Genomic DNA, 26,384 nt, shown 5'->3' with positions numbered 1-26,384 from the left:
AACAAAAATAATAGTAATACTTTTATTTTTGAAATATAAACTATCAATTGTGTTTATGGGTTAAATAATAAAATTTTATAGTATACTTTTTATTACTGTGTGAAGCATAGTGTAAATAAAACTAAAATAAGCGTAATGCCAATAGAAAGTACATTACGCTTATATTATTTTTTAGCTTTTATGTTTAGGTTCCCAAATTAGTCTTAAAAAAGAACTAAATCTCTGGTTTTCTCTATTAACAGGTACACCAGCTATAATACCAACTAGCAAATTTTCTGCAATACCAACTCGCATTTGTGGGCGCATTGTCATATCAAAATCATTTTTGTCAAAAGATTTGTTAAATTCAATGCCAACCAAATTTCTGGTACCAGGTATCATATAGTGAAAACTAGTATTAATATCATAAGTTGTGTGAAATTTATGTGTGTTAAAATTTTGTTCAATCATGGGTCCTGTGTAAACTAATGAATGAAAGTTGCTTCCCCAACGTTTAGCAATAACAAAAAATGGGTTGTAAACATTACCTTTAATAAAAGGGTCTCCAAAATTTTTAAAATCAGATAGTTCAAATTCATTTATATAGCCAATTGCCATAGAGGTGGCTATTTTTTTATTCACAAAAAAAGACCATTGGGCAGCTATTTTTATACTGTTCAATTGGTTTGAAGGTGTTGGTCCGCTACCATTAACTGGTGTATAAAATGTAAAAGGCAGTTCAACTTCTAAACCTAACCTATCTGCAGGTGCCCATTCATATTCAACTAGGGCTTCGTAAGCATCAAAATTTAAGTTGTCTGTAATGCCAAATCCTAAGTTCCATTCTCTCTCTCCTTTTCTAGCGCCTAAATCTCTAATTAGGTCTATATATAAAGGTTCGGCATGTAAAACTTTGTCAGGTTTTTTTGTGTCTTCTATTTCTGAAATATATAAACTATCTTTTACAGTATTTGTGTTTTGTGAAAGTATATATTGTGATGATGATAGCAATACAAAGCCAATCATCAATGATTTTTTTATATTCATTGTTAATAAAGTTAATTGTTAAAAAAGGAAACCAAGCATTTATTCTTGGAGTAATTTGTGTTAACAATAAACTTTTGGAGGCGGACTATCAATTTCTATGAAACCGTTTAAAACCGCAGCACTGTGGTTTACAAACTGTTCTTTTTTAGATAAAGTAATTAATGTAGTGGTGTTTTTTGTTGGCAAATAATTAATTAATAAATTAATTTTTACCTGTTTTTTATTGTTGTAATCTTCGGAATCGCAATCATCGTATTCATCAATGGCATCTTCAAAACCCAAAACTTTTTCAATAATAATTTCAATAATACTTTCTTGGTCGTTAAAAGTAAGATCTTCAGCAATATATTGCGGATTAGGGTCTGCAGTATCAACACAAATGTTTAATAAATACAAGCCCATAAAACCCCAAATAAACTTTGTTAAAGTGCTATTTTTTAATTTTGAAAGCATTTTTCAAAAATAAAACACTTTTTAAAGCTATTTATAACTTTAAGATTAATTTAAGAAAATAAATTAATGACACTCTATACTGCTATTAACTATATTTTGCACAGGGGCAGGAGATATGTAAGGAATACCAAGACCTAAGCCTCTTAAAATAAATAACACGCCTATTAATACAACAAAAACAGGAATAGCTTTTTGTATTTTTTGTCTAGCATTTCCTTTTAAAAAGTGGCTTGCGTAAATAGCAGTAGTCATTAAAGGTACAGTACCAAGACCAAAAAGTAGCATGTACAAACCACCATTAAAAGCATTTCCAGCAGATACTGCTCCAAAAACCGCCATGTAAACTAAACCACACGGTAAAAAACCGTTTAAAAAACCAATGGTTAAAAACGTATCGGCCGATTTTTTTTTAAGCGAAGCACCCAAAGCAACTTTTATTTTACTAATTACTTTATAAATAGGTTTTGTAAGGCCAAAATTATTAAGTTTTTGTTGTGGTATTAAAACAATAACAATCATAACAACACCAATAATTATAGAAATTTGTTGCTGAAAACCAAATAAGTAAAAGCTTTTACCAACAAGGCCAAATACTAAACCAATTATGCTATAAGCAAGCAACCGGCCAAAGTGATATACTGTAATTTGAAGCGTTTTTTTTAAAATATTAGTTCTATCAACAGGAAGCATAAAGGCAATGGGCCCGCACATACCAATGCAGTGAAAACTACCCAAAATACCCAATACAAATGCAGCTGTTAACATGTTAATAAGTAATAGATTTTTTAAATAAATAAGAAATTCCGTTATATTGCCAATCAATTTTAATGTTCCAACGGCCATCTACCAAACGTGAGTCAGGTATGAGCAAATGTGTATTAGATAATGAAATGGTACTTTCATAATCTAGTTGTTTGTTAGATGGCCTGTATAGGAACACTTTTCCAGTAATATTTTTAAAATCTAAATCATCAGGAAACACAACAACCAAACCTTCGGTAGTGTGTTTAACTATAATATTGGTGCTTAATTTTTCGGCATTTTTTAGCTTATTAATATCCGTTTGGTAAGCTAATTCTTCAGCATAATAATTTTCAACCACCAAATCATGATCATAATTAGTATTTACGCTCATTGTAATAATAAAGTACATTATAAAAGCAATAAAGCCTACAAAAGCAATAACAATACCGGTTCCCCAATTTAGTTTCATAATAATTATATTTTTATACTCTTAATTTACAATTAAGATATTTAATTTTTTGGGCATTACCCTTTAGGGTCGGGCTTTCGGCAGTCGCTTCTTTACAAGAGAGCTCCAACAAATGCCTCAATCCCTAATGCGCTAATTAGCCAAAGTTGTTTTAAAACTTCAAATTATATTATTAGTTTTTGGTGGTCTGTTCTTACATTCAACATTCAATCAAAAACTAAAAATTTATTTACTTATAACTTCTAGGACCTAAAAAATTAGCCGTACAAGTTTCAATAAGCGTATCATTGGCGTAAACACCAATTTTAATTTTATTTCTATCGCCACTTAAAGCAGCATTATTAATTTCAATAAACAGCGTACCTTCAGCAATACCTTGTTTTGGTACTGTAAACACATTAGTGGTTGATACTAATTTTAAATCACCTTTATGCGATAATAACTTAAGCGAAACATTATTAATAGCCTTGGTGGTTTTATTAACCAATTTATAGGTGAAAACATTACTAATAATGTTGTTGTCTTTGTGCTCATAAAGTTGCCCAGGTAGCCTTAACACATTGGCTTCAACCTCGTTTCTTAAAAACAGCATGCCCGTTAAAATGCCAATTAAAATGGTGAGTACCGCAACATAGCCTTTCATTCTGGCAGTTAGCTTAAACGGTTTGTTGGTTTTAATGTTTTCTTCGCTTGCGTATCTTATCAGCCCTTTTGGTAAATTAATGCTTTCCATAATATGGTCGCACTCATCAATACAAGCGGTACAGTTAACACATTCTAATTGTGTGCCGTTTCTAATATCAATTCCTGTTGGGCACACGTTTACGCACTGTAAACAATCAATACAATCACCGTGGCCTAAAGCATTTCTATCTTCGTTTTTTCTAAATTTTTTTCTGCCGTTAGAGCCTTCACCACGTTTATAATCATAAGCAACCACCACAGATTTTGTGTCTAAAAGCACACCTTGTAATCTTCCGTAAGGGCATGCAATAACACAAACCTGCTCTCTAAACCAAGCAAAAATAAAGTAAAAAACGGCCGTAAAAATAGTTAATGGAATAAGTGTGCTCACGTGGCTAAAAGGGCCATCACCTATGTACTGTAAAAGTTTATCACTACCAATTAAATACGCTAAAAATATATTTGCAATTAAAAATGAAATGATTAAAAAAATGAAAAATTTAAGTCCTTTTTTTCTTATTTTTTCAGCATTCCAAGGTTGTTTGTTTAGGCGTATTTGTTTGCCTCTGTCACCTTCAATCCAATATTCAATGCGTCTAAAAACCATTTCCATAAAAATGGTTTGCGGACAAATCCAACCGCAAAAAATTCTACCAAAAGCCACTGTAAATAGCGTAATAAATACAACGCCAATTATCATTGAAATAACAAACAAGTGAAAATCTTGTGGCCAAAACGGAAAGCCAAAAATGTTAAAACGACGTTCTAAAACATTAAAAAGCAAAAACTGGTTACCGTTTATTTTAATAAAAGGTGCTGCAAATAAAAAAGCCAGCAAACCGTAGCTTACAAGTTTTCTTTTATCATAGTATTTGCCGCTTGGTTTTTTAGGGTACACCCAAGCGCGTTTACCTTCGTTGGTAATTGTGCTAATAGAATCTCTAAATATTTCGTTTTCGGGTGTTTCCAATTTTTGAATTTTTGTAAACCTGCAAGCATGGTTACTTGCAGGTTTTAGTTAACATTAGTTAGTTTATGTAATAATGTTAGTTTTCAATATTTGTGTTTTCTTCAACCCATACATCGCCTTCGGCAGGTTTAGGGTTGGCGGGTGTTGTACCTTGTAAACTTAAAACGTAGCTGGCAACTTGTGCTATTTGCGATGGTTTTAATTGAGCTTTCCAAGCAATCATACCTTTGCCAGAGCGTCCGCCTTCAGAAATTGTTTTAAAAACATTTTTAATGCCGCCGCCTAAAATCCAGTGTGCATCGGTTAAATTAGGGCCAATGCCTCCGCCGCCATCTACCATGTGACAAGCCACACAGTTGGTATTGAATACTTCTTTGCCAGCGTTTAAATCTGATGCATCGGTTAATAAAGTCACAGTATTAATATCAACTAAATCTTTAGCTGTTTTTTTGTATTCTTCAATGGCTATTTTAGCTTGCGCTAGTTCAGTTTCAAGTTCATCAATTTGCCCTGGGCCATCAAACATGTGAAATCTTACTAAATAAATAGCGGCAAATACAATAGAAATATAAAAGCCATAGAGCCACCAAGGCGGTAGGTTGTTATCAAGCTCTCTAATACCATCATAATTATGGTCTAAAACTATTTCGCCTTCTTGTTCAATAGGTTTTTGGTCTAATAATTTGTTGTAAATTTTCTTAAACCATGTAAATTGAACTGTTTTTTCTTTATCGGCTAGAAAGCGTGCTTTGGCAGCTTCGTCCATTTTTTGAAGCATTACATTTTCTAAGGCACCAACTATAGCTTCAATAGCAATTAAAATTAAAAGCACTAAAAATAGAAACAGTAATACTACTGGAAATTTTATAAATGCAGGTTTCTCGCCAGAGTCAATAAAAAATTCTACAACACCAAAGATGATGAAGAATACAACGGGTACTCTTACCCAAGATGGCATTAATTTTCTCATGATATTTTGTTGTTATTTTGGTTGTCTAAGGGTAAGTTGCTAACGGTTTTTATATAGTCTTTTTTTGCGGTTACAACCCACCAAAAAAGTGCTACAAAAAAAATGAAAAATATAAGTAAAGAGATTATTGGGTATATTTCTATACCTGTAATGCTCTCCATATGATTTTTTACAAATTTTAACATAGTATTCTGTGTTTTGTTATTGTTTGTTGGTTTTTTCTAATAACCAACAGGTTAGTACTATTAGCTATTTTTGTGCTGTTTCAACATTAATATCTGTTCCTAAGCGTTGTAAATAGGCAATAAGTGCTACAATTTCTCTGTTATGCATTTCAACAAAATTTTCGCCGTTTTCAGCTGCATATTTTTTATTGGCTTCATAGTTTTTAGCAAAATCGGGATCAGAATATAAATTTTCTTCTATTTGTTTACCTTGTTCTAGCATACTTTGTTGTGCGTTGGCAATATCTTCATCTGTATATGGTACGCCTAAAGCAATCATGGTTTTCATTTTAGATTCAGTATCAGATTTATCTAGTGTACTTGAAGACCCTGTAATTAGCCATGGGTAACGCGGCATAATGGAACCAGATGAGGTACTTTGTGGGTCATACATGTGGTTAAAGTGCCAGTTGTCAGAGTATTTACCGCCAATACGGTGTAAATCTGGTCCAGTACGTTTACTTCCCCATAAAAAAGGATGATCATACACAAATTCTCCTGCTTTACTGTATTCGCCATAGCGTTCAACTTCACTTCTAAACGGACGAATCATTTGTGAGTGACAACCCACACAACCTTCGCGTATATAAATATCTCTTCCTTCTAATTCTAAAGGTGTATAAGGTTTTACACTTGCAATAGTTGGTATGTTAGATTTTACCATTATGGTTGGCACAATTTGAATAATTCCACCAATTAAAATAGCTACAGTTGCTAAAATGGTTAATTGTATTGGTCTGCGTTCTAACCACGTATGGAAACCTTCGCCAGCAGTACGTCTTTTTGTAACACGCTCAAGCGCAGGAGCCTCGGCTAACTCATCTTCAACTTTACTTCCTTTTTTAATGGTAACAGCAATATTGTATACCAAAATTAGTAAGCCAATAACGTACATACTGCCGCCAATGGCACGCATCCAGTACATTGGTATAATTTCGGTAACTGTTTCTAAAAAGTTACCATAAACTAAGGTGCCATCTGGATTAAATTGTTTCCACATACTAGCTTGGGTAAAACCAGCAACATACATGGGTAATGCATACATTATAATACCTAAAGTACCTAACCAAAAGTGTAGATTAGCTAATGCTAAAGAGTGTAATTTGGTTTTAAATAAACGTGGTATTAAATAGTAAATAATACCAAAAGCCATAAAGCCATTCCAAGCTAAAGCACCAACGTGTACGTGGGCAATAATCCAGTCTGTAAAGTGGGCAATGGCATTTACGTTTTTAAGAGATAAAGTAGGGCCTTCAAACGTTGCCATACCGTAACCAGTAATAGCTACTACCATAAATTTTAAAACAGGATCTGTTCTAACTTTATCCCAAGCACCACGCAGTGTAAGTAAACCATTTATCATACCACCCCAAGATGGCATTAAAAGCATTACTGAAAATGTAACCCCTAAATTTTGGGCCCATTCTGGTAAAGCAGTGTATAACAAGTGGTGAGGGCCAGCCCAAATGTAAATAAATATTAACGACCAAAAGTGAACAATAGATAGCCTATATGAATAAACAGGCCTGTTAGCAGCTTTGGGTACAAAATAGTACATTAAACCTAAAAACGGCGTAGTTAAAAAGAAAGCTACCGCATTATGCCCGTACCACCATTGTACTAAGGCATCTTGTACGCCAGCGTAAACCGAGTAACTTTTCATGCTTGAAAAAGCAACAGGAAGCTCTAAACTATTAAAAATGTGCAGCACAGCAACCGTAACAAATGTGGCAATGTAAAACCAAATAGCTACATATAAATGGCGTTGTCTACGCTTTAAAATAGTCCAAATCATATTCACACCAAAAACCACCCAAACAAGGGCAATGGCAATATCAATTGGCCACTCTAACTCGGCGTATTCTTTTGATGTGCTGTAACCTAAAGGTAATGATATAGCGGCTGCTAAAATAATAAGTTGCCAACCCCAAAAGTTAATGTTGCTTAACAAATCACTAGCCATACGGGTTTTAAGTAAACGTTGTAATGAGTAGTAAATACCTGCAAACATGGCGTTACCCACAAAGGCAAAAATTACAGCATTAGTGTGTAGTGGCCTTAAGCGCCCAAAACTAAGCCATGAAATACCATCTGTTAAGTTTGGAAACAAAAACATAAATGCCAGTAGTAAACCAACTAGCATACCTACAACACCAAAAGCTATGGTGGCATAAATAAACTTTGTAACTATTTTGTTATCGTAATGAAATTGTTGCAGTTCCATATTTAATTCTTAATCTTTTTTTTGGTTAGTACAGTTTTCTTCAATGTTTTTTTTAATAAGTTCATCTTCAAAAAGCATGCGTACAGAAGGCGTGTAACTATCATCATATTGTCCGCTTTTAACGGCTAAAATGAAAGCTATAAAAAAACCAACAGCTACAATTACGCTTATAGCTAATAAAACATATATAACACTCATACCTATTTGAAGTTATGGGTCAAAAGTACTTTCAACCTTTATTTTATAAAATGACATTTGTCATGTTTCTTGCAGTATCTTTTTTTTTGGCGTTTCCCTATCGGGTCGGGCTTTTCGTTATATCTTTTTTGCGTGTTTAAGCAACCTGTAAGTAAATAACCTTACGCCGTTGTTATGCCTCAAAATAGCAGAGTATTTTTAAAAGCAAAAAAGGATGCCACTTCAATCCCTAACGCAATAATTTGCCAAAATTAGCACTGTTTCTATTGCAATTTCTTACCAATAATGTTTGTACAAATGGTTGTAAAAACCACAATACTAATAGAACTTAAGGGCATTAAAATAGCAGCAACTACGGGCGCTAATTGCCCTGTAACCGCAAAGTAAAGCCCAATGAAATTGTATATAAAAGAAAGCACAAAACTCCATTTAATAATACTAATGGCCGATTTTGCAATTTTTAAATAATTTGATAACTGATTGAATTTTGAAGCATCTAAAATAGCATCGCATGCAGGCGAAAAAATGTTCACATTTTCTGAAATTGCAATACCAACATTACTTTGTGCCAGCGCCCCAGCATCATTTAAGCCATCACCAATCATTAAAACATTGGCGCCTTCACTTTGGTGGTATTTAATATATTCTAGTTTATCTTCGGGTTTTTGGTTAAATAGTAACTTGGTTTTAGATGGTAATAGCTTTTTTAAATTATCTTTTTCACCTGCATTATCACCCGATAAAATAGCTAAATCATACTCTTTTTTCAGCTTGTTAAAAAGTTTAGACATCCCTTTTCTATACGCATTGTAAAAAGTGAATTTACCTTTGTAAATATTATTGGTGCTTATATGCACTGCTGTGTTTAAGGCGTTATTATTTTGGGGTTGCAAACCCACAAAATTAGCAGCACCAACTTTTATAGATTGGGTTTTGTAGTGCGCTTCAATACCTTTGCCGGTGTGTTCTTTATAATCATCTAAAGTTAAAATGTTTTCATTGTCTAAAATATCATATAAAGAACGACTTAAAGGGTGGTTTGAGCCGCGTAAAGTACTTTTAAGTAAATTTTCTTCATCAGCAGTAAGTGTATCGCCTTCATAAGTAATAGTGGTGCTTTTATTTGAGGTTATAGTACCTGTTTTATCAAAAATAACGGTGTTAATTTTAGCTAGTTGCTCTATAACACTAGCGTTTTTTAGGTAAAATTTCTTTTTACCTAAAATGCGTAAAATGTTACCAAAAGTAAATGGCGCAGATAAAGCAATGGCGCATGGGCATGCAATTATTAAAACAGCTGTAAATACATTTATGGCTTTGCTAGCATCAACAAAAAGCCAATAGCTAGTGGCAACAAAGGCAATACATAAAATAGCAATAGTGAAATTTTTACTTATGCTGTTGGTAAGGGTAGTAAAAGCAGATTCTTTGTCTTTTTTAAACACATCATTACTCCATAATTGGGTTAAGTAACTTTGTTCAACAGTTTTTAAAACATCAACTTCGATAGTGCCGTTAAGTTGTTTTCCGCCGGCAAATAACTTATCGCCCGATGCTTTGGTTACCGCCTTAGATTCTCCAGTTACAAAACTATAATCAATGCGTGCTTTTCCTTTAATTAAAATACAGTCTACTGGTATTAGTTCTTCGTTTCTAATAAGTAATCGGTCTCCTTTTTTAATATCATACACCTGAATAGAAGTTTCATTTCCTTCAGCAGTAATTTTTGTTATTCCTATGGGGAAATACGATTTATAATCACGTTCAAACGATAAAAATGTATAGGTTTTTTGCTGAAAAAATTTACCAACAAGCAAGAAAAAAATAAGGCCAGTTAAACTATCAAAAAAACCAGAGCCAATATCTAAAATAATTTCGGCACTACTTCTAATAAATAATACAGCGGCGCCAAGGGCAATGGGTACATCAATATTTAAAATTTTTGAGCGTAAGCCTTTGTATGCTGATATAAAATAATCTTGCGCCGAATAAAAAACTACAGGTAAACTATAGCAAAACATAAGCCAACGGAACAGGTGTTTGTACTGTTCTAGCCAGTATTCACCAACTTCAAAATACTCAGGAAACGATAAAAACATAACGTTGCCAAATGCAAACCCCGCTACGCCTAATTTGTAAATTAAAGAACGGTTGGTTTTCTTTTTTCCAACACTGTAATCTTCTAAACTAATATAGGGTTCATAACCAATACTGCTTAGTAAAATTACCAGTTCTTTAAGGGTGGTTTTTTGTGGGTTGAATGAAATTCGTACCGTTTTTTTACCAAAATTTACCGTTGATGTGCATACGGCTTTGTTTAGTTTATTTAAGTTTTCTAAAATCCAAATACAAGAACTGCAATGTATATGCGGAATGTAAAGGTTTACAATATGCACATCATCACTGTTAAACTCTAAAAGTTTTTCTGTTATTTTAGGGTTTTCTAAAAAGTTGTATTTACCAGCTACTTCTTTGGGTGTTGCGCCAGGAGCCGCTTGCAAATCGTAATAACACGTTAAATCGTTTACTGTAAAAATTTCGTAAACCGTTTTACAGCCATTGCAACAAAAGGGTTTGTTGTCAAAAGTTATATTTGCTTTTGTAGCATCTAATCCACAGTGGAAACATGTTTTATGTTCCATAATTTTTGCTCATTTTACCTTTTGCAAAATTGTGCAGATGCTTAAAATTAAAATATGATTTCTGTCATGAATTATATATTTTTACCTTTTACAGTTTTATGTAACCAACTAATGTTTTAATGATTTTTCAAAACGATACAAATGTTTTTAATGTGCTTTTTGAAGCTGTTTCAGAAGGCGTAATTGTAGTAGATAAAACACAGCATATTGTGGCAGCAAACAAATCTGCCGAAAGTATGTTTGGCTATAACCACAAAGAATTAATTAATAAACATTTAGATACGTTAATACCCAAAAAGTACAAAGCAGGCCATAGTGCGCATGTTGAAGGGTTTATGAAAAAACAAAAAAAGCGCCAAATGGGGCAGGGGCGAGATTTGTATGGCGCTTGTAAAAACGGCACAACGTTTCCGGTTGAAGCAGGTTTAAACCCGTTGCACATTAATGGCGAAGATTACATAATGGCGCTGGTTATTGATATTTCTGTTAGAAAAAAACAAGAGCAAGAATTACAAGCGTTAAATAATAAATTAGAGCAAAAAGTAGCCGAAAGAACAGCACAGTTAAGCACTACCGTTACAGAGCTTAAAATAGCCAACCAAAAACGTGATATTGAAATACAAAAACGTATTGAAGCTCAAAATAAAATAAGTAATGCGCTTAAAAAAGAAAAAGAACTTAATGAGTTGAAAACCAAATTCTTGTCATTAGTGTCGCATGAGTTTAAAACACCATTAAGTGGCATTTTAACATCGGCTATGTTGTTAAGTAAATATAAATTAACAGAGCAGCAGGAAAGGCGAGACAAACACATAAAAACTATTACAGATAAAGTACATTATTTAAACAATATTTTAAACGATTTTTTATCAATTGAAAAGCTAGAAACCGGTAAAGTATCATACAAATATGTAAACTTTATGCTTACAAAAGTGGTTGATGAGGTTATATATAATGCCAATATGCTTTTAAAAGAAGGACAAACTATTAAATACCCTGAAAATATTGATGGTTTATCTCTCCATCAAGATGAGAAAATAGTAGAATTAGCTTTGAGTAATTTGGTGCATAATGCTATTAAATATTCGCCAGAACACTCAGAAATTGTTTTACAAATACAACAAGATGAAAGCACTACAACTTTTACTGTAACAGACAACGGTATTGGCATACCAGAAAAAGACCAAAAACAAATTTTTAATCGTTACTTTAGGTCTGAAAACGCATTGTTAATTCAGGGCACCGGCATAGGCTTAAATATTGTAAAAAGTCATTTAAACAATTTAGGCGGCACTATAAATTTTATAAGTACAGAAAACAAAGGAAGCACATTCACCATAAAATTACCAAATAAAGCTAATTAATGAAACACATACTTTTAATAGAAGACGACGTTATTTTAAGAGAAAACACAGCCGAATTATTAGAGCTATCAAACTACAACGTAACCACAGCACCAAATGGTAAAATAGGCTTAAACACGGCATTAAATATACAGCCAGATATTATTGTATGTGATATTATGATGCCCGAATTAGATGGTTACGGTGTGTTGCAAGGATTATCAGAAACAGAAGAAACCAAACACATTCCGTTTATATTTTTATCAGCTAAAACTGAACGAAAAGATGTGCGAAAGGGTATGGATTTAGGTGCCGATGATTACATAACAAAACCCTTTGAAGAAGATGAGCTAATTAGCGCCATTGAAAGTAGGCTAGCCAAAGCAGCTATTTTAAAAGATAACAGAGAAAATGCTGTAAATAGCGATGATGATGACCAAAGCATTAGAAATTTAAACGATTTAAAAAACTTTTTTGATGATAATGGTAAAACCTTCACCTTTAAACAAGGCGAAATAATTTATGAAGAAGGTCAGCATTCAAACTACATTTATTTAATAGAAAAAGGCTTAGTAAAATGCCATAAATTAGATGATCAAGGAAAAGATTTAACCACAGCATTACACAAAGAAGATGATTTGTTTGGTTATACCTCTTTTACAGATAATACTACTTATAAAGAAACAGCTGCAGCCATTAAAGAATCTGTTTTACTAGGTATTACAAAAAATGAATTTATGGAAATTATTAGTAGCAACCATAATGTTACTTTAGATTTAATTCAGCTTTTAAATGACGATTTAGTAAATGTAAAAGATCAATTGTTAGAAATGGCTTACAGCTCTGTTAAAAAGAGAACTGCTACTACTATTTTAAAGTTTGCGGATAAATTAGGCAGTAAACCAACCGATTTTATTAGAATTTCTAGAAACGATTTAGCCAGTGTTGCCGGTGTTGCAACCGAAAGTTTAATTAGAACATTGTCGCGTTTTAAAGATGCTGGTATTATTGAAATTGAAGGTCGTAATATAAAAGTATTAAACCTACAAGAGCTTAAAAGAATAGAATAACCGGTTTTAGCCAGCTTAAATTCTGATATTGGTCATATTTCAATTTTAGCCTTAGCACTACCTTTGTCCTTGTAAATTAAGGAAGAAGAAGCAATGGCTAATATTTTAATACCAACAGATTTTTCTGATAATGCTTGGAATGCAGTTGAGTATGCGGTTCATTTTTTTAAAAAATCAACCTGCAACTTTTACGTGTTACATGTTTGCCATGGGCCTAATGCAAAGGCGTCTTTTAATGAACAGGAAACATGCAAAAAGCAGTTGCAATTACTTTTAAGTAAAATTAAAAAGCAATTACCAAACAGCTCAAAACATAAGTTTTTTAGTGTTGTAGATGCAGGCTATTTGGTGAGCTCAGTACGTAAACAAGTTGAGCAAAATCAAATAGATTTTATAGTAATGGGTACCAGAGGAAGTTCTGGTATTAAAAATACACCCATTGGCAGTAATGCATCAAACGTAATTACCAAGGTTAGGTGTGCCACTATTGTGGTGCCAGAAAATGCAAAATATTCACAATTAACAGAAATAGCGTTTCCAACAGATTTTCTCTCGGTGTATTCTTCAAAAACATTAGATGCTATTACAGGAATTATAGAGTCTAACAAAGCATCGGCAAGGGTTTTACACATTAAAAATGAAACTACAGTTTTAAACGAAGACCAAAAACGAAATAAAGAATTACTAGATGCTTATTTAGGAACCAATGAACATAGTTTTCATTTCTTATCAAACAATCACATAGAAAATCAGGTGCAAGACTTTGTTGAAAAACAGCAAATTAACCTAATAACTATGCTTGCCAAAAACTTAAGCTATTTTGAAAAAATCTTGTTTCATCCAAAAATGCCAAAAATAAAATATTACACAGATATTCCTTTCTTGGTATTACACTAAAAAACGTCAGGTAGTTTATTAAAACAACGTATTATGGGCAAATGTGAACAATGTATCATCAAACAATTTAATTCGCTTAAATCATTAACAAAAAGTGAGTTAATTAGAATTTCAGCATGCAAAACTTCAAAAACAGTAAAAAAAGGCGATGTTATTTTTGAAGAAGGCGATATGCTAAATGGCGTATATTGTATACGCGATGGTATTTGTAAACTCACCAAATTAAGCGAAAACGGTAAAGATCAAATAGTAAAAATGGTGGTGCAAGGAGATTTGCTTGGGCAACGTTCTGTAGTAAGTGAAGAGCGCTCTAACCTAAAAGCCATAGCTTTAAATGATATGCAACTATGTTTTATTCCTAAAAGAGAAATTCTAGCCGATTTACAAAAAAATCCAAAATTTACTTTAGATGTTTTAAAAAATATGGCTAATGATTTAAAGGAAGCCGATGAGGTTATAGTAAACATGGCACAAAAATCGGTAAAACAGCGTTTAGCTGAAACCTTAATTTATATTCATGATAGTTTTGGCGAAAACAATGATGGTACTCTCAGCGTACTTTTATCTCGCGAAGATTATGCCAATATTGTTGGTACTGCAACAGAATCTGCCATACGTGTATTATCTCAATTTAAAAAAGAAGGTTTAATCTCAACTAAAGGCAAATACATTAAAATTGAAAATATTGAAGGGTTAAAACGTATTGAATAGCTCACAATAATAAAATTGTGTTAAACTATAGATAAATATAATATCACCCTATAAAAGGTTACATCAAAATGTAGTATTTTTATAGGGCTATGAAACACACTAAAACCGTAAAAAAGGGCTTTGTATTTAAAACATATGAAGCACCATACCAATCGCCTTTTGATAAGCTTTTTGAAATATTTAAAGAGTTAATAACACATACTTCTGGTGATTTTGATGAGGCCATAGATTGGTTAAGAGAGCTAGATAAAGAATACAAACTTACCACACCAGATTATACCGTTGATGATTTTATTGAAGACCTCAAGAAAAAAGGCTATTTAAAAGAAGAAATAGACCCTAACGGCAATGGTAGTTTAGCAATAACTGCAAAAACCGAACGCGCCATTAGGCAACAAGCCTTAAACCAAATTTTTGGTAAAATTAAACGCAGTGGCCAAGGCAATCACAAAAGTAAAGCACCAGGAATTGGAGATGAACACACCGGAGATTTTAGAGCCTATCAATTTGGTGATGCTTTAGATAAAGTATCTATAACAGAAAGCTTAAAAAACGCACAAATAAATCATGGTATTTCAGATTTTACCCTTTCGGAAAACGATTTGGTTGTTGAAGACACCTTGCATAAATCTCAAATGAGTACCGTACTCATGATTGATATTAGCCACAGCATGATTTTATATGGCGAAGACCGCATAACACCCGCCAAAAAAGTAGCCATGGCCTTAGCAGAATTAATAACTACCAGATACCCTAAAGATACTCTAGATATTTTAGTATTTGGTAATGATGCGTGGCAAATAGAAATTAAAGATTTACCTTATTTAAAAGTTGGTCCATATCATACCAATACCGTTGCTGGTTTAGAATTAGCAATGGATTTATTAAGAAGAAAACGAAATACCAATAAACAAATTTTTATGATTACCGATGGTAAACCAAGCTGCTTACGCTTGCCAGATGGTCAATATTATAAAAACAGTATGGGGTTAGATGAGCATATTGTAAACAAATGTTATATGATGGCGCAGCAAGCCAGAAAGCTTCACATTCCAATAACAACATTCATGATTGCTCAAGACAATTACCTCATGCAATTTGTGCGTGAGTTTACTTATGCAAACCAAGGAAAAGCATTTTACACAGGCCTTAAAGGTTTAGGTGAAATGATTTTTGAAGATTATGAAACCAACAGAAAAAAAAGAATAAAAGGCTAATTAATTAAACGTTAATAGCAAAAGCTAAAGAAATGGAAAATATTAAAACATTAGGAGCACTAAAAAAAACAGGATACCAACCTAAATCAATAAAAGATGAACTTCGAGATAATTTAATTGAAAAAATTAAAAATAAAGAAACGGCATTTACAGGCGTTCATGGTTATGAAAATACCGTAATTCCAGAGTTAGAGCGTGCCATTTTATCACGTCATAATATCAACCTATTAGGGTTGCGTGGGCAAGCAAAAACACGTTTAGCACGTTTAATGCTCAATCTTTTAGATGAATATATACCAGTAGTTGAAGGTTCTGAAATTAATGACGACCCTTTAAATCCAATTTCAAGATATGCCATTGAATTAATTAAAGAAAAAGCAGATGATACTCCAATTAAATGGTTGCACAGAAGTGCACGTTTTGCTGAAAAATTAGCCACACCTGATGTAACTGTGGCCGATATTATTGGCGATGTAGACCCCATTAAAGCGGCTAATTTAAAATTAAGTTATGCTGATGATCGTGTTATTCACTATGGCATGATTCCAAGAGCCAACCGTTGCATTTTTGTAATTAATGAGTTGCCAGATTTACAAGCCAGAATTCAAGTAGCGTTGTTCAATATTTTACAAGAAGGTGATATCCAAATTAGAGGTTTTAAAGTGCGTTTGCCTTTAGATGTACAATTTTTATTTACAGCAAACCCAGAAGATTATACCAACAGAGGTAGTATTGTAACACCTTTAAAAGATAGAATTGGTTCACAAATTTTAACACATTATCCGCAAGATATTAAAACAGCACGCACCATTACAGCACAAGAAGCTAATTTGGTTGAAAGCCAAAAAAATAATGTGTATGTGCCCGAATTAGCCAAAGATTTATTAGAACAAATAGTGTTTGAGGCCCGAAATAGCGAGTACATTGATGCCAAATCTGGTGTAAGTGCGCGCTTAAGTATTACCGCTTTTGAAAACTTATTAAGCACTGCCGAAAGACGTGCTTTATTAGCTAATGATGAAAACACCATGCTTAGATTAACCGATTTTTTAGGCGTTATTCCATCTATTACAGGCAAAGTAGAGTTGGTGTATGAAGGCGAGCAAGAAGGAGCTGCAGTGGTTGCTTACAGTTTAATAGGTGCTGCTGTAAAAAGTTTATTTGAAACAATGTTTCCGCCTATTGAGAAGTTGAAAAAGCAAAACGAAGAAACTCCTTATGATGATATTGTGTCTTGGTTTTTTAACCAAACCGAAGGTTTTGAGTTATATGACGATTTAAGAAATAAGGAATACCAAAGCATTTTAGATGCCGTGTCTCCTTTAAACGATTTGTTGGCTAAATACACACCCAATTTAAAACCAGAAGACACGTACTTTATGAAAGAATTTGTGCTTTGGGCGCTTGCCGAAAATAAACAACTTAGCAAAAAACGTTTCTCAAAAGGCTTACAGTTTAAAGATCCTTACGGAAGTTTTATTAGCGGTATTTAGTATTGTTAAATCAGCAACAAAATACTACATAGTTTCACATATCAGCAATCATAAAACTATCAGTTTAGCACATTCTGAAAATGTATTAAAACAGTCCTTTTTTGCTTGTTTTTGTGTGTTTTTAGCCTTAATTTAATCAAAAATCAGGTAAAAACGCATAAAAATTAAAATTTTTCTATGAGCGAAAAAGGCATTAAAAATCAAGATAACATAAAGTTGTTGTCCTTTGATATTGATAATACTTTAATAGATTTTCATACCTATAAAAGTAGTTTTAAAAATGTTTGGAAAAAGCATAAGCCCGAAAGTATTCTTTTAACATACAACACTGGGCGTTTAATTGATGATGTTTTAAACTTAATAGAAAATGGCGTTTTACCAGAACCAGATTACATAATATCTGGTGTTGGCACACATATTTTCGATTTTAAAAATAATGCTGTTCTAAAAGAATTTAATGATGTTTTAGATGATGGGTGGGATTTGCAATCTGTTGAAACTATTATAAACAATATAAATCATCCAATAAGTGAGCAGCCTTCAAGGTTTCAACATGCTTACAAACGCAGCTATTTTTTTCATAACGCATCAGCAAATTTAATAGAAAACATAGAGGCACAATTTTACAGTGCAGATATGCATGTAAATGTGGTGTATTCACAAGAAAAATATTTAGATATTCTTCCAAAATTTGCCAATAAAGGTAACGCACTACAATGGTTGCTTAAAAAGTTGAATATTAGTACAGTTGAAACTGTTGTGGCGGGCGATAGTGGAAATGATTCGGCCATGTTCGATTTAAAAAATGTGAAAGGTATTGTGGTTTCAAATGCCCATGAAGAACTTTACAAATACACAAAGCACAAACAAGTATACCATACAGAACAAGAAAAAAGTAATGGTGTTATTGAAGGGTTGATATATTTTGAAGTCCTTCCAGAAGAAGCAAAAGTAGCTACAACCATTGATCATAGCGATGATTTTTTTATAAAAAAAGAGTTAGATAGTATTGCTTTAGAAGATGAAGATGAAAAAGTAGCACTAATTAAAGAAGGTTATGTAAAAGCGGTTGAAGCCTTGAAAAAAAACATTACACCTTTAGGTTTTTCAGCCTGTTCAATAGAAGATAACGTAGCGCATGGTACAGATGAAAATTATTATAGTGTGTGGGCAAGAGATGGTGCTATTACTGTAATAGGCTCGTTACCATTAATTCATGATAAAGAAATACACCAATGCCAAAGGCAAACATTATTAACACTTTTTGAGCATATTTCAAGAAACGGACAAATACCTTCAAATGTACGCATAAAAGACAACGTTCCAGATTATTCTGGTGTTGGTGGCATATGCTCAATAGATAGCGGTATTTGGGTAATAATTGCTTTTTATGAATATGTAAACGTAACTAAAGATATTGTTTTTCTGCGCGAACATATTGATGGAATTAAAGAAACCATGCGTTGGTTAAGTGCGCATGATAGTAATAATGATGCACTTTTAGAAATTCCTGAAGCAGGTGATTGGACAGACCTTTTTGGTAGAAGCTACAATATTTTATACGATGAAATTTTATGGTACAGGGCCAATGTTTGCTACGGGCGTATGCTTGAAATGTTAGGTGATCATGAGCAAGCAGGCGAATATATTCGTTGGTCTCAAGTTATTAAAAAAGAAATTGTACAAAACTTTTGGCCATCAACACAGCAACAATTATTTCAATCTGTTTCTTTTGCCGAAAAACAATTCACACTAGGTGATACTTCCTATTTAATTGCTCAAACCACACCTTTTGATTTTAGTTGGCGTTGTGATGTTTTAGGAAATGTTTTAGCCTTTTTACATGGTACTATTGATGCCGAAAAAGCACATCAAACGTTTAAATTTATGTTAGGTGTTGGTGTTAATGACCCTTATCCTGTTGCTAATGTATACCCTGTAGTAAGTCCAGGCGACCCTGATTGGAGACCATACTACACGGTTAATTTACTAAACCTTCCAAACCATTATCACAATGGGGGTATATGGCCATTTGTAGGCGGTTTTTGGGTAAAGTTTGTTAATAAATTAGGACTAAAAGACGTAGCAATTTCAGAATTATACAAACTAGCCTTAATAAATAAAGAAGGTATAAATAACGAATGGGAATTTACAGAGTGGGCACACGGAACCACAGGAAAACCAATGGGTAAAGCATACCAAGCATGGTCTGCCGCACAATATATATCGGCTTGCCATGATTTAAAATTAATTAAAAAATAAAACTACAGAATTATGAAATCAATTTTAATGATCTCTTTACACGGATACGTATCAGCAACACCAGAACTTGGAAAACCTGATACAGGCGGACAAGTAGTTTATGTGCTTGAATTAGCTGATAGATTTAGCCGTTTAGGCAGAAATGTAGATTTAGTTACACGCCAGTTTGAAGACCAACCAGAATATGATCATGTAGATGAAAACTTTAGCGTATGGCGTATTCCATTTGGTGGTAAAGAATTCATTAGGAAAGAAGATATGCATGACCACCTAAAAAAGTTTGTAACTAATACCTTGGCGGCCATAAAAAAAGAACGAAAAAAGTATGATATAGTATATTCTCATTACTGGGATGCAGGTTGGGCAGGACAAAAAATAGCCGAAGAATTAGGTATTTCGCATGTGCATACACCGCATTCTTTAGGGTGGTGGAAACAACACACTATGGGAAGCGATATGGACGAAAAAGAAATGGAGAAAACCTATCGTTTTAAAGAGCGTATAAGAAAAGAATATTTTGTATACCAAATGTGTAACCATATTGTAGCAACAACACTTCCGCAGGTAGATTTATTAACGCAACAATATGATGTGTTACCAAGAAATTGTACTATGATTCCACCAGGAATTGATGAAAATAGATTTTTTCCGGTGCCAACCAAAGAAAACGATAAAATAAGGGTGAAGTATGATATTAATCCAACTGATATTTTAGCCTTAGGAAGAATGGCACATAACAAAGGTTATGATTTGTTAATTAAAGCATTACCTACTGTTTTTGAACTTTGCCCAGAAGCACGATTGGTGGCAGCCGTTGGTGGAGATTCTACACAAGATAAATTAGGTATTAAAAAGCTGAAAACATTGGCTGCAGAGTTAGGCGTAACAGATAAAATTAAATGGAAAAATTATATAGCCGATGAAGATTTAGCCAATGTATATCGCTCTGCAAATATATTTGCAATGCCATCGCGTTACGAGCCATTTGGTATGGTAGCTATTGAAGCTATGGCTTGTGGTACACCAAGTGTAGTAACAGTGCATGGTGGTTTGTATGATTTAATTGATTTTGGAAATCAAGCACTTTTTGCAGATCCGCATAGGCCAATAGAATTTGGTGCAATGCTTTCAATGCCTTTATTATATCCAAATTTAAGAAACGAATTATCTGTTGAGGGTGCTCGTTTTGCTAGAAGAAATTTTGGTTGGACAGGTATTGCTAAACGCATGTTACAAGTGTTTAGAAATTCAATAAACCAACAAACCATGGAAACAAACATTTATTAATTATGTATAAAGTTGTTTGTTTTGGTGAAGTATTATGGGATGTGTTTCCAAACAACACCAAAAAAATTGGCGGAGCACCATTAAATGTAGCACTAAGGTTAGCTTCTTTTAATCATGACGTGAAAATGATTAGTGCTATTGGAAAAGACGATTTAGGTGTTGAACTTTTAAAACACCTAAAAACGTACAAATTAAACACCGATTTAATTCAAGAAAAAAAAGATTATGGTACAGGTGAAGTAGCCATTTCTTTAGATGCTAATGGAAGCGCAAGTTACACCATAACCTATCCGAAAGCATGGGATAAAATAGTAAAATTAAGCGCCATGACAGATGCTGTTAATTACGCCAATGCTTTTATTTACGGTAGCTTAATTACTAGAGATGACGTGTCTAGAAAAACCTTATTTGAGTTGTTAGACGTATCACCTTATAACGTTTTTGATGTTAATTTACGAGCGCCTCATTACACAAAACGTACGTTAATAACATTAATGGAAAAAGCTAATTTTATAAAGTTTAATGATGACGAACTTTTTGAAATTTGTGAACTACTAGGAAGCAATTTTAGTGAGGTGCAGCCTGCAGTAAAGTTTATTTCTAAACAAACAAACACAAAGCATATATGCGTTACATTAGGTGCAAAAGGGGCGCTTTTATTTTATAATAACGAAATTTTTTTTAGTAAAACCTATAAAATAAAGGTTGAAGATACCGTAGGTGCAGGCGATTCTTTTTTAGCATCATTAATTAGTCAATTATTACAAGGTAATGATAAACAAAAAGCACTAGATTTTGCAAGTGCTGTAGGTGCTTTGGTAGCCAGTAAAGAAGGGGCAAACCCCAAAATAAACCTAAGTGAGGTAGAAAAGTTTATGAATGCAAATTAATTAGCGCGTTTTAATATTTGCTTCACAAAGTTTAATAATTTCTGTAATTCGTTTTTGTTGGGTTTCTTGCCGTTTAGCACTATTTAACCAAGATAAATATTGCTTTTGGTAACCTTTGGCAAAGTTTTTATAGTTTTTAAATGCTTCAGGGTTTTTATTAAAAGCTTTTTGAAGTTCATTTGGAATAATACCATTTTCAACAGCATCCATTGCCGTCCAAGTACCGGTTTGTTTTGCTAACTCAATCATTTTATAACCCGGTTTTTGTATTAAACCAGATTGTTCTAATTCTGCTATGTAGCGCTTGTTAAGCGCACTCCATGTACTTTTAGGGTTACGTTTGCTAAAATATTGACGCCTTTTACCGTTGCCTAAACTTTTTACAGTAGAATCTATCCAACCAAAGCAGAGTGCTACTTTAACAGCTTCTTCCCATCGCATTGTAGGAATGTTCATTTCTAATTTATAAAATATAAGATAAACGGCATCGTTGGTGTGGTGGTTTTTTAAAAGCCAATCATACCAATCGGTATCTCGTTCAAAATAAAGCTCGGGTAATGCTTTCAAGAGTTAATTGTTTTTCACTTCAATATAAAAATTAGCATCTGCTTTAAAATTAGTGACTTTTTTATCGGTTTTCAATGTATTCCAATCGGCTTTTGGAAATAGCCATTGTATTTCATTATTCAATATAACTTTAATAGGCATATCAAAACCGTCAACAATATTAGTGTAACGGTATTTTAAGTTTTTACCATTAATAGTATATTCTAAAGTTGGAATTTTTATGGTTCTTAAATACTGATTAAAAAAAGCGGTTAAATCTATACCTGTTTGTTGACTTAAATAATCTTCAATTTGTTTAGTTGTAACTGTTTGATGATAAAATGTGGTGTTTAAACCAGTTAAAATTTCACGCCATTTCTCATCATTTTCAATTAGTTGGCGTAAGGTGTGCAGCATGTTAGCGCCTTTATAATAAATATCGGCAGAGCCTTCGTGGTTTACATTGTAATTGCCTATCATAGGCCTATCATTAGCTACAGCGCGTTTTGTGCCAACAACATATTCTGCGCCTGCCTGCTTACCAAAAAAGTACTCAACGTATAAACTTTCAGAATATGCTGTAAAACTTTCATGTATCCACATATCGGCAATATCTTTATTGGTTATATTGTTTGCAAACCATTCATGGCCGGTTTCGTGAACAATAATAAAATCGAATTTTAAACCCCAACCAGAACCCGATAAATCATTGCCTAAATAGCCATTTTTATATTTATTTCCGTAGGTAACACTGCTTTGGTGTTCCATACCTAAATACGGTACTTCAACAAGTTTATAACCATCGGCATAAAAAGGATATTGCCCAAACCAATGCTCAAAAGCTTCAATGGTTTTTGGTGCTTGTTTAAATTGTTCTTTGGCCTTTTCTAAATTGTCTCTAAGTACATAATAACTCATTTTAAGGTTTCCGCCTTTGCCATCATAAACTTCAGAAAAACTAACATAATCACCAATATTAATATTAACACCGTAGTTGTTAATAGGGTTTTTTACAAGCCAACGGTATGTTTTTGTATTACCATATTGTTCTTCACTTACAAGTACTCCGTTAGATACATTCATTAAATTATCGGGTACATTAACACTAATTTTCATGCCTTCAACTTCATCATACATATGGTCTTTACAAGGCCACCAAACACTTGCGCCTAAGCCTTGGCAAGAAGAGGCTATAAAATGATTTCCGTTGGTGTCTTTTTTCCAAGAAATACCACCATCCCAAGGGGCATTAACCGCTTCGCGCGGGTGGCCTTCATAAAAAACATCAATGGTATTAATAGCGTTAATTTCTTGCGTGTCTATAAGCGTAATAAAGTGCGCATTACCTTCATGTTTTATACTAAGTTTTTTACCGTTTTGTGTTGCTTTTAAAAGTTTCATGGGTGTTTGCAAATCTATTTGCATTACCGTATGTGGTTTTAAAACTTTATAGGTTATGGTGTTTTTACCAGAAATAATTTTTTTTTCGGGGTTTACCTTAATATCTAAATGGTAATACGTTAAATCCCACCAAGCGCGCTCTGGTGTTATGCTGCCACGAAGTGTATCTTGTTTGGTAAAGTGGTGTTTTTCAGTTAGTAATTGTGCTTGTATATTATTTACTGAAATACATATTAAAATGAATTTTATGTAAAAATGTTTCATATTTTTAATTTTTCTTAAAAATATTTATTTATCAATAGGTTTTTGTTAAAGATTGTATAATTTAATTTTGAAAAATTTCATTTGGAAATGTTATAACGCTTTCAAAACCATTTTCGTTAATAGATGAAATTCCGAAGAAAAAATTATCAATAACAATACCATTTAGTGTAAATTCTGAAACATTGCCTACATATCGGCTATGATCCCAGGTTGGTGATGTGGTATCTCGCCAATAAATTTTGTAGCCTTTAACATCTTCAACTTTAGTCCATTTAAATTTTACCGAAGCTTCAACAATACCACCAATAGCTACATTTTTTGGTTGTGGTGGCGCCCAAGCTAAACTTGCTAAATTAATTGCGTTTACAGCTGTTAGCTTTTTAGCGTAATTAAAATTTACGTGTTCAATAACATCACCGTATTTGATACCATTTTCTTTACGAATATCTTGGTGTTGTTGTGTGTAATTTTCGTGGGCTTCCATTATACGAATACCCGCAAAACCTAAGTCGTTAAACGGACGATGGTGACCGCCACGACCAAACCTGTCTAACCTATAAACCATCATAGGGTTCATTTCAGGCATGTATGTTTTTGTGTTTTTATGAATGTAGCGTGCCAATTGCCTCGAAATTCCATCAACTTCGCCACCATAAAAACGGCGTAGTTTACGTTGGCGTTCGGTTTCTGTGGGTGGCACAGGTTCAGAAAAAATTCTAAAAGTTCTATTATCAATAACACCGTCAACTCCTTTTATGTTTCCAATCATATCATTGTTTAAAACTCCAATAATATCCCAATTATTATCTTTTGCATATTTAGCTAAACCAGCGCCTCCAAAAAGCCCTTGTTCTTCACCCGATAAGCCTACATAAACAATGCTGCTTTCAAAAGTGTATTTACTTAAAACCCTTGCAGCCTCAATAGTTCCTGCCATACCAGAGGCATTATCATTTGCTCCAGGAGCATCAGTAGTAAAATCCATAGTATCACTGGCTCTAGAATCTATATCGCCACTCATAATTACAAAGCGGTTTGGGTATTTTGTGCCACGTTGAATTGCAACTACATTTACAACCCACGCATCATGAGGTACTCTGCGGTTGCCTTCTTTTTTTACAAAATCTTTTTGGTAAAACACTTCTAAACAGTTGTTACATTCTTTTGAAATATTTTCAAATTCTTTTTTAATCCATCGTCTAGCAGCGCCAATTCCGCGTGTGTTAGAAAGCGTGTCACTAAAGGTGTTACGCGTGCCAAAGTTTACTAAAGTTTGAATGTCTTTTTGAATTCTTTCAGCCGAAACAGCTTCAATAATATTGTAAATTTCAGGTTTTTGTTGGCCGTAAGTTATACTTATAGTAAAAAGAAAAAGTACCAGTGTTTTAAATGTCATTTTAATGAGTTTTTATATCAAAAATACTGAAAATAAGAAGCGCATCAAAAACTTAACTGTAAGAGGCTCTTGATACAAAAACAGTTTTATATATTTGAATTTTAAAAAATATCCCTCAAAATAATGACTAAACAAGTTTTGCTTTCTGCCTTTTTTCTTTTTTGTATACTATGCAGTTCACAAAATAAAGAAAAGATAAAAGGAAATAGGGTTGTAACTAACCAGTTGAGTGAAGTAGCGTATTTTACAAAATTAGCTTTTGCCGATAATTTTAAAGTAACGTTGGTACAAGGTTGTGATCCTTCGGTTGAAATTATTACTGATAGTAATTTACATGATGTTATTGCTTTTAATGTTTTTGAAGGTGAACTTAAATTTCAAACAACTCATAAAATAACATCTAGTAAAATGTTAGATGTTAGAGTTATTTATACCGAAGCGCTTAACACCATAGCATTAGCTGGTAACGCAGAGTTAACATCGCTCACCACTTTAAAGTTAGATACATTAAAAGTGCTGGCTAATGATTTTACAAAAGCCAATTTTAATGTAATTTCTAAAGATTTTGAATATGTAAGTAAAGGTAAAGCTAAAGCCGATTTGGGTATAACGTCTAACACCATAGCATTATCACTTAAAGACAATGCAAGACTAAATGCACACATTACAGGATCTGTAATTACAACAAATTTAAGCCAACACGCCAATGTTTTAATTGATGGCGGATGTGCTAAATTAACTGCTAATTTAAAAGAAACTAGTAAGTTAAATGCTGAAAATTTGTTGTTAGATGATATAACTTTAGTAACAAAAGATAAATGTGATGCTGTTGTGAATGCAGCAAAAACACTAGCCATAGAGGCTTATGGCGATTCTGAAACCGTAATTTATGGTACGCCAGATATAAATTTAATAGCTTTTAAAAATAATGCTGTACTTAGAAAAAAAGAAAATAAACAACAAGAAGAATAATTAACAGAAAACTGCTAATTAAAAAAGTCTT

At 33.1% G+C, this 26,384-nt stretch carries 23 protein-coding genes; 10 read left to right on the top strand and 13 right to left on the bottom strand.

The genetic code is table 11. From position 1 onward, the window contains the following. Positions 1–171: 171 nt before the first annotated feature. The 10 genes from ACYX4H_RS01975 to ACYX4H_RS01930 form a co-directional block, all read right to left on the bottom strand. Entirely contained in the window at positions 172–1,026 is an 855-nt protein-coding gene (locus ACYX4H_RS01975; protein WP_476237539.1) for an HAEPLYID family protein, read from the bottom strand. A gap of 60 nt (positions 1,027–1,086) precedes the next feature. Continuing rightward, complete coding sequence (locus tag ACYX4H_RS01970) at positions 1,087–1,479, bottom strand: hypothetical protein (RefSeq protein WP_476237538.1); 393 nt, start codon at positions 1,477–1,479, stop codon at positions 1,087–1,089. A 63-nt stretch (positions 1,480–1,542) separates the two neighbouring features. Then, on the bottom strand, positions 1,543–2,244 hold the full coding sequence (locus tag ACYX4H_RS01965; protein ID WP_476237537.1) for a sulfite exporter TauE/SafE family protein: 702 nt from the start codon (positions 2,242–2,244) through the stop codon (positions 1,543–1,545). Between the two features lies 1 nt (position 2,245). Next, positions 2,246–2,692 (bottom strand): FixH family protein, encoded by a 447-nt coding sequence (locus ACYX4H_RS01960; RefSeq protein WP_475295504.1) that lies wholly within the window; start codon positions 2,690–2,692, stop codon positions 2,246–2,248. A gap of 229 nt (positions 2,693–2,921) precedes the next feature. After that, complete coding sequence (ccoG, locus tag ACYX4H_RS01955) at positions 2,922–4,346, bottom strand: cytochrome c oxidase accessory protein CcoG (protein ID WP_476237535.1); 1,425 nt, start codon at positions 4,344–4,346, stop codon at positions 2,922–2,924. A gap of 76 nt (positions 4,347–4,422) precedes the next feature. Further along, positions 4,423–5,316 carry a cbb3-type cytochrome c oxidase N-terminal domain-containing protein gene (locus ACYX4H_RS01950; RefSeq protein ID WP_475295502.1) on the bottom strand — a complete coding sequence of 298 codons (894 nt, stop codon included), beginning with the start codon at positions 5,314–5,316 and terminating at the stop codon, positions 4,423–4,425. Then, entirely contained in the window at positions 5,313–5,501 is a 189-nt protein-coding gene (locus ACYX4H_RS01945) for a CcoQ/FixQ family Cbb3-type cytochrome c oxidase assembly chaperone (protein ID WP_475295501.1), read from the bottom strand. Before ACYX4H_RS01945 ends, ACYX4H_RS01950 begins: the two co-directional genes overlap by 4 nt. 64 nt (positions 5,502–5,565) lie before the next feature. Then, positions 5,566–7,764: a cytochrome-c oxidase, cbb3-type subunit I gene (gene ccoN / locus ACYX4H_RS01940; RefSeq protein ID WP_476237534.1), complete on the bottom strand. Its 2,199-nt coding sequence runs from the start codon at positions 7,762–7,764 to the stop codon at positions 5,566–5,568. A 9-nt stretch (positions 7,765–7,773) separates the two neighbouring features. After that, positions 7,774–7,962 (bottom strand): cbb3-type cytochrome oxidase assembly protein CcoS, encoded by a 189-nt coding sequence (gene ccoS / locus ACYX4H_RS01935; protein ID WP_475295499.1) that lies wholly within the window; start codon positions 7,960–7,962, stop codon positions 7,774–7,776. Positions 7,963–8,225: 263 nt separating this feature from the next. Then, complete coding sequence (locus ACYX4H_RS01930) at positions 8,226–10,604, bottom strand: heavy metal translocating P-type ATPase (protein WP_476237532.1); 2,379 nt, start codon at positions 10,602–10,604, stop codon at positions 8,226–8,228. A 119-nt stretch (positions 10,605–10,723) separates the two neighbouring features. Here ACYX4H_RS01930 and ACYX4H_RS01925 point away from each other — a divergent pair, with 119 nt between their 5' ends. The 9 genes from ACYX4H_RS01925 to ACYX4H_RS01885 all read left to right on the top strand — a co-directional run bounded on the left by ACYX4H_RS01925 (position 10,724) and on the right by ACYX4H_RS01885 (position 21,774). Continuing rightward, positions 10,724–11,968 (top strand): PAS domain-containing sensor histidine kinase, encoded by a 1,245-nt coding sequence (locus ACYX4H_RS01925; RefSeq protein WP_476237531.1) that lies wholly within the window; start codon positions 10,724–10,726, stop codon positions 11,966–11,968. Then, positions 11,968–13,017, top strand: a complete 1,050-nt coding sequence (locus ACYX4H_RS01920; RefSeq protein WP_476237529.1) for a response regulator — start codon at positions 11,968–11,970, stop codon at positions 13,015–13,017. Before ACYX4H_RS01925 ends, ACYX4H_RS01920 begins: the two co-directional genes overlap by 1 nt. A gap of 93 nt (positions 13,018–13,110) precedes the next feature. After that, positions 13,111–13,914: a universal stress protein gene (locus ACYX4H_RS01915; protein WP_476237528.1), complete on the top strand. Its 804-nt coding sequence runs from the start codon at positions 13,111–13,113 to the stop codon at positions 13,912–13,914. A 33-nt stretch (positions 13,915–13,947) separates the two neighbouring features. Then, entirely contained in the window at positions 13,948–14,625 is a 678-nt protein-coding gene (locus tag ACYX4H_RS01910) for a Crp/Fnr family transcriptional regulator (RefSeq protein ID WP_476237527.1), read from the top strand. Between the two features lie 89 nt (positions 14,626–14,714). Beyond that, positions 14,715–15,842, top strand: coding sequence for a vWA domain-containing protein (locus ACYX4H_RS01905; protein ID WP_476237526.1), 1,128 nt, complete (start codon positions 14,715–14,717; stop codon positions 15,840–15,842). 32 nt (positions 15,843–15,874) lie between these two features. Next, complete coding sequence (locus tag ACYX4H_RS01900) at positions 15,875–17,335, top strand: MoxR family ATPase (protein WP_476237525.1); 1,461 nt, start codon at positions 15,875–15,877, stop codon at positions 17,333–17,335. Positions 17,336–17,512: 177 nt separating this feature from the next. After that, on the top strand, positions 17,513–19,597 hold the full coding sequence (locus ACYX4H_RS01895) for an HAD-IIB family hydrolase (RefSeq protein WP_476237524.1): 2,085 nt from the start codon (positions 17,513–17,515) through the stop codon (positions 19,595–19,597). A 12-nt stretch (positions 19,598–19,609) separates the two neighbouring features. Next, complete coding sequence (locus tag ACYX4H_RS01890) at positions 19,610–20,884, top strand: glycosyltransferase (protein ID WP_476237523.1); 1,275 nt, start codon at positions 19,610–19,612, stop codon at positions 20,882–20,884. A gap of 2 nt (positions 20,885–20,886) precedes the next feature. Next, on the top strand, positions 20,887–21,774 hold the full coding sequence (locus ACYX4H_RS01885; RefSeq protein WP_476237522.1) for a carbohydrate kinase family protein: 888 nt from the start codon (positions 20,887–20,889) through the stop codon (positions 21,772–21,774). Here the strand turns inward: ACYX4H_RS01885 and ACYX4H_RS01880 are convergent, their stop codons facing one another. The 3 genes from ACYX4H_RS01880 to ACYX4H_RS01870 form a co-directional block, all read right to left on the bottom strand. Next, positions 21,775–22,341, bottom strand: coding sequence for a YdeI/OmpD-associated family protein (locus ACYX4H_RS01880; protein WP_475295488.1), 567 nt, complete (start codon positions 22,339–22,341; stop codon positions 21,775–21,777). It lies immediately after the preceding gene. A 3-nt stretch (positions 22,342–22,344) separates the two neighbouring features. Beyond that, positions 22,345–23,985, bottom strand: a complete 1,641-nt coding sequence (locus ACYX4H_RS01875; RefSeq protein ID WP_476237521.1) for a M1 family metallopeptidase — start codon at positions 23,983–23,985, stop codon at positions 22,345–22,347. Positions 23,986–24,046: 61 nt separating this feature from the next. After that, positions 24,047–25,381 (bottom strand): M28 family peptidase, encoded by a 1,335-nt coding sequence (locus ACYX4H_RS01870; RefSeq protein WP_476237520.1) that lies wholly within the window; start codon positions 25,379–25,381, stop codon positions 24,047–24,049. 123 nt (positions 25,382–25,504) lie between these two features. Between ACYX4H_RS01870 and ACYX4H_RS01865 the strand changes: the two genes are divergently transcribed. Then, complete coding sequence (locus tag ACYX4H_RS01865; protein WP_476237518.1) at positions 25,505–26,353, top strand: GIN domain-containing protein; 849 nt, start codon at positions 25,505–25,507, stop codon at positions 26,351–26,353. The last annotated feature ends 31 nt before the right edge of the window (positions 26,354–26,384 follow it).

This window comes from Seonamhaeicola sp. ABD4_340 (assembly GCF_056312135.1).
This window is presented reverse-complemented; position numbering and strand designations above follow the sequence as displayed.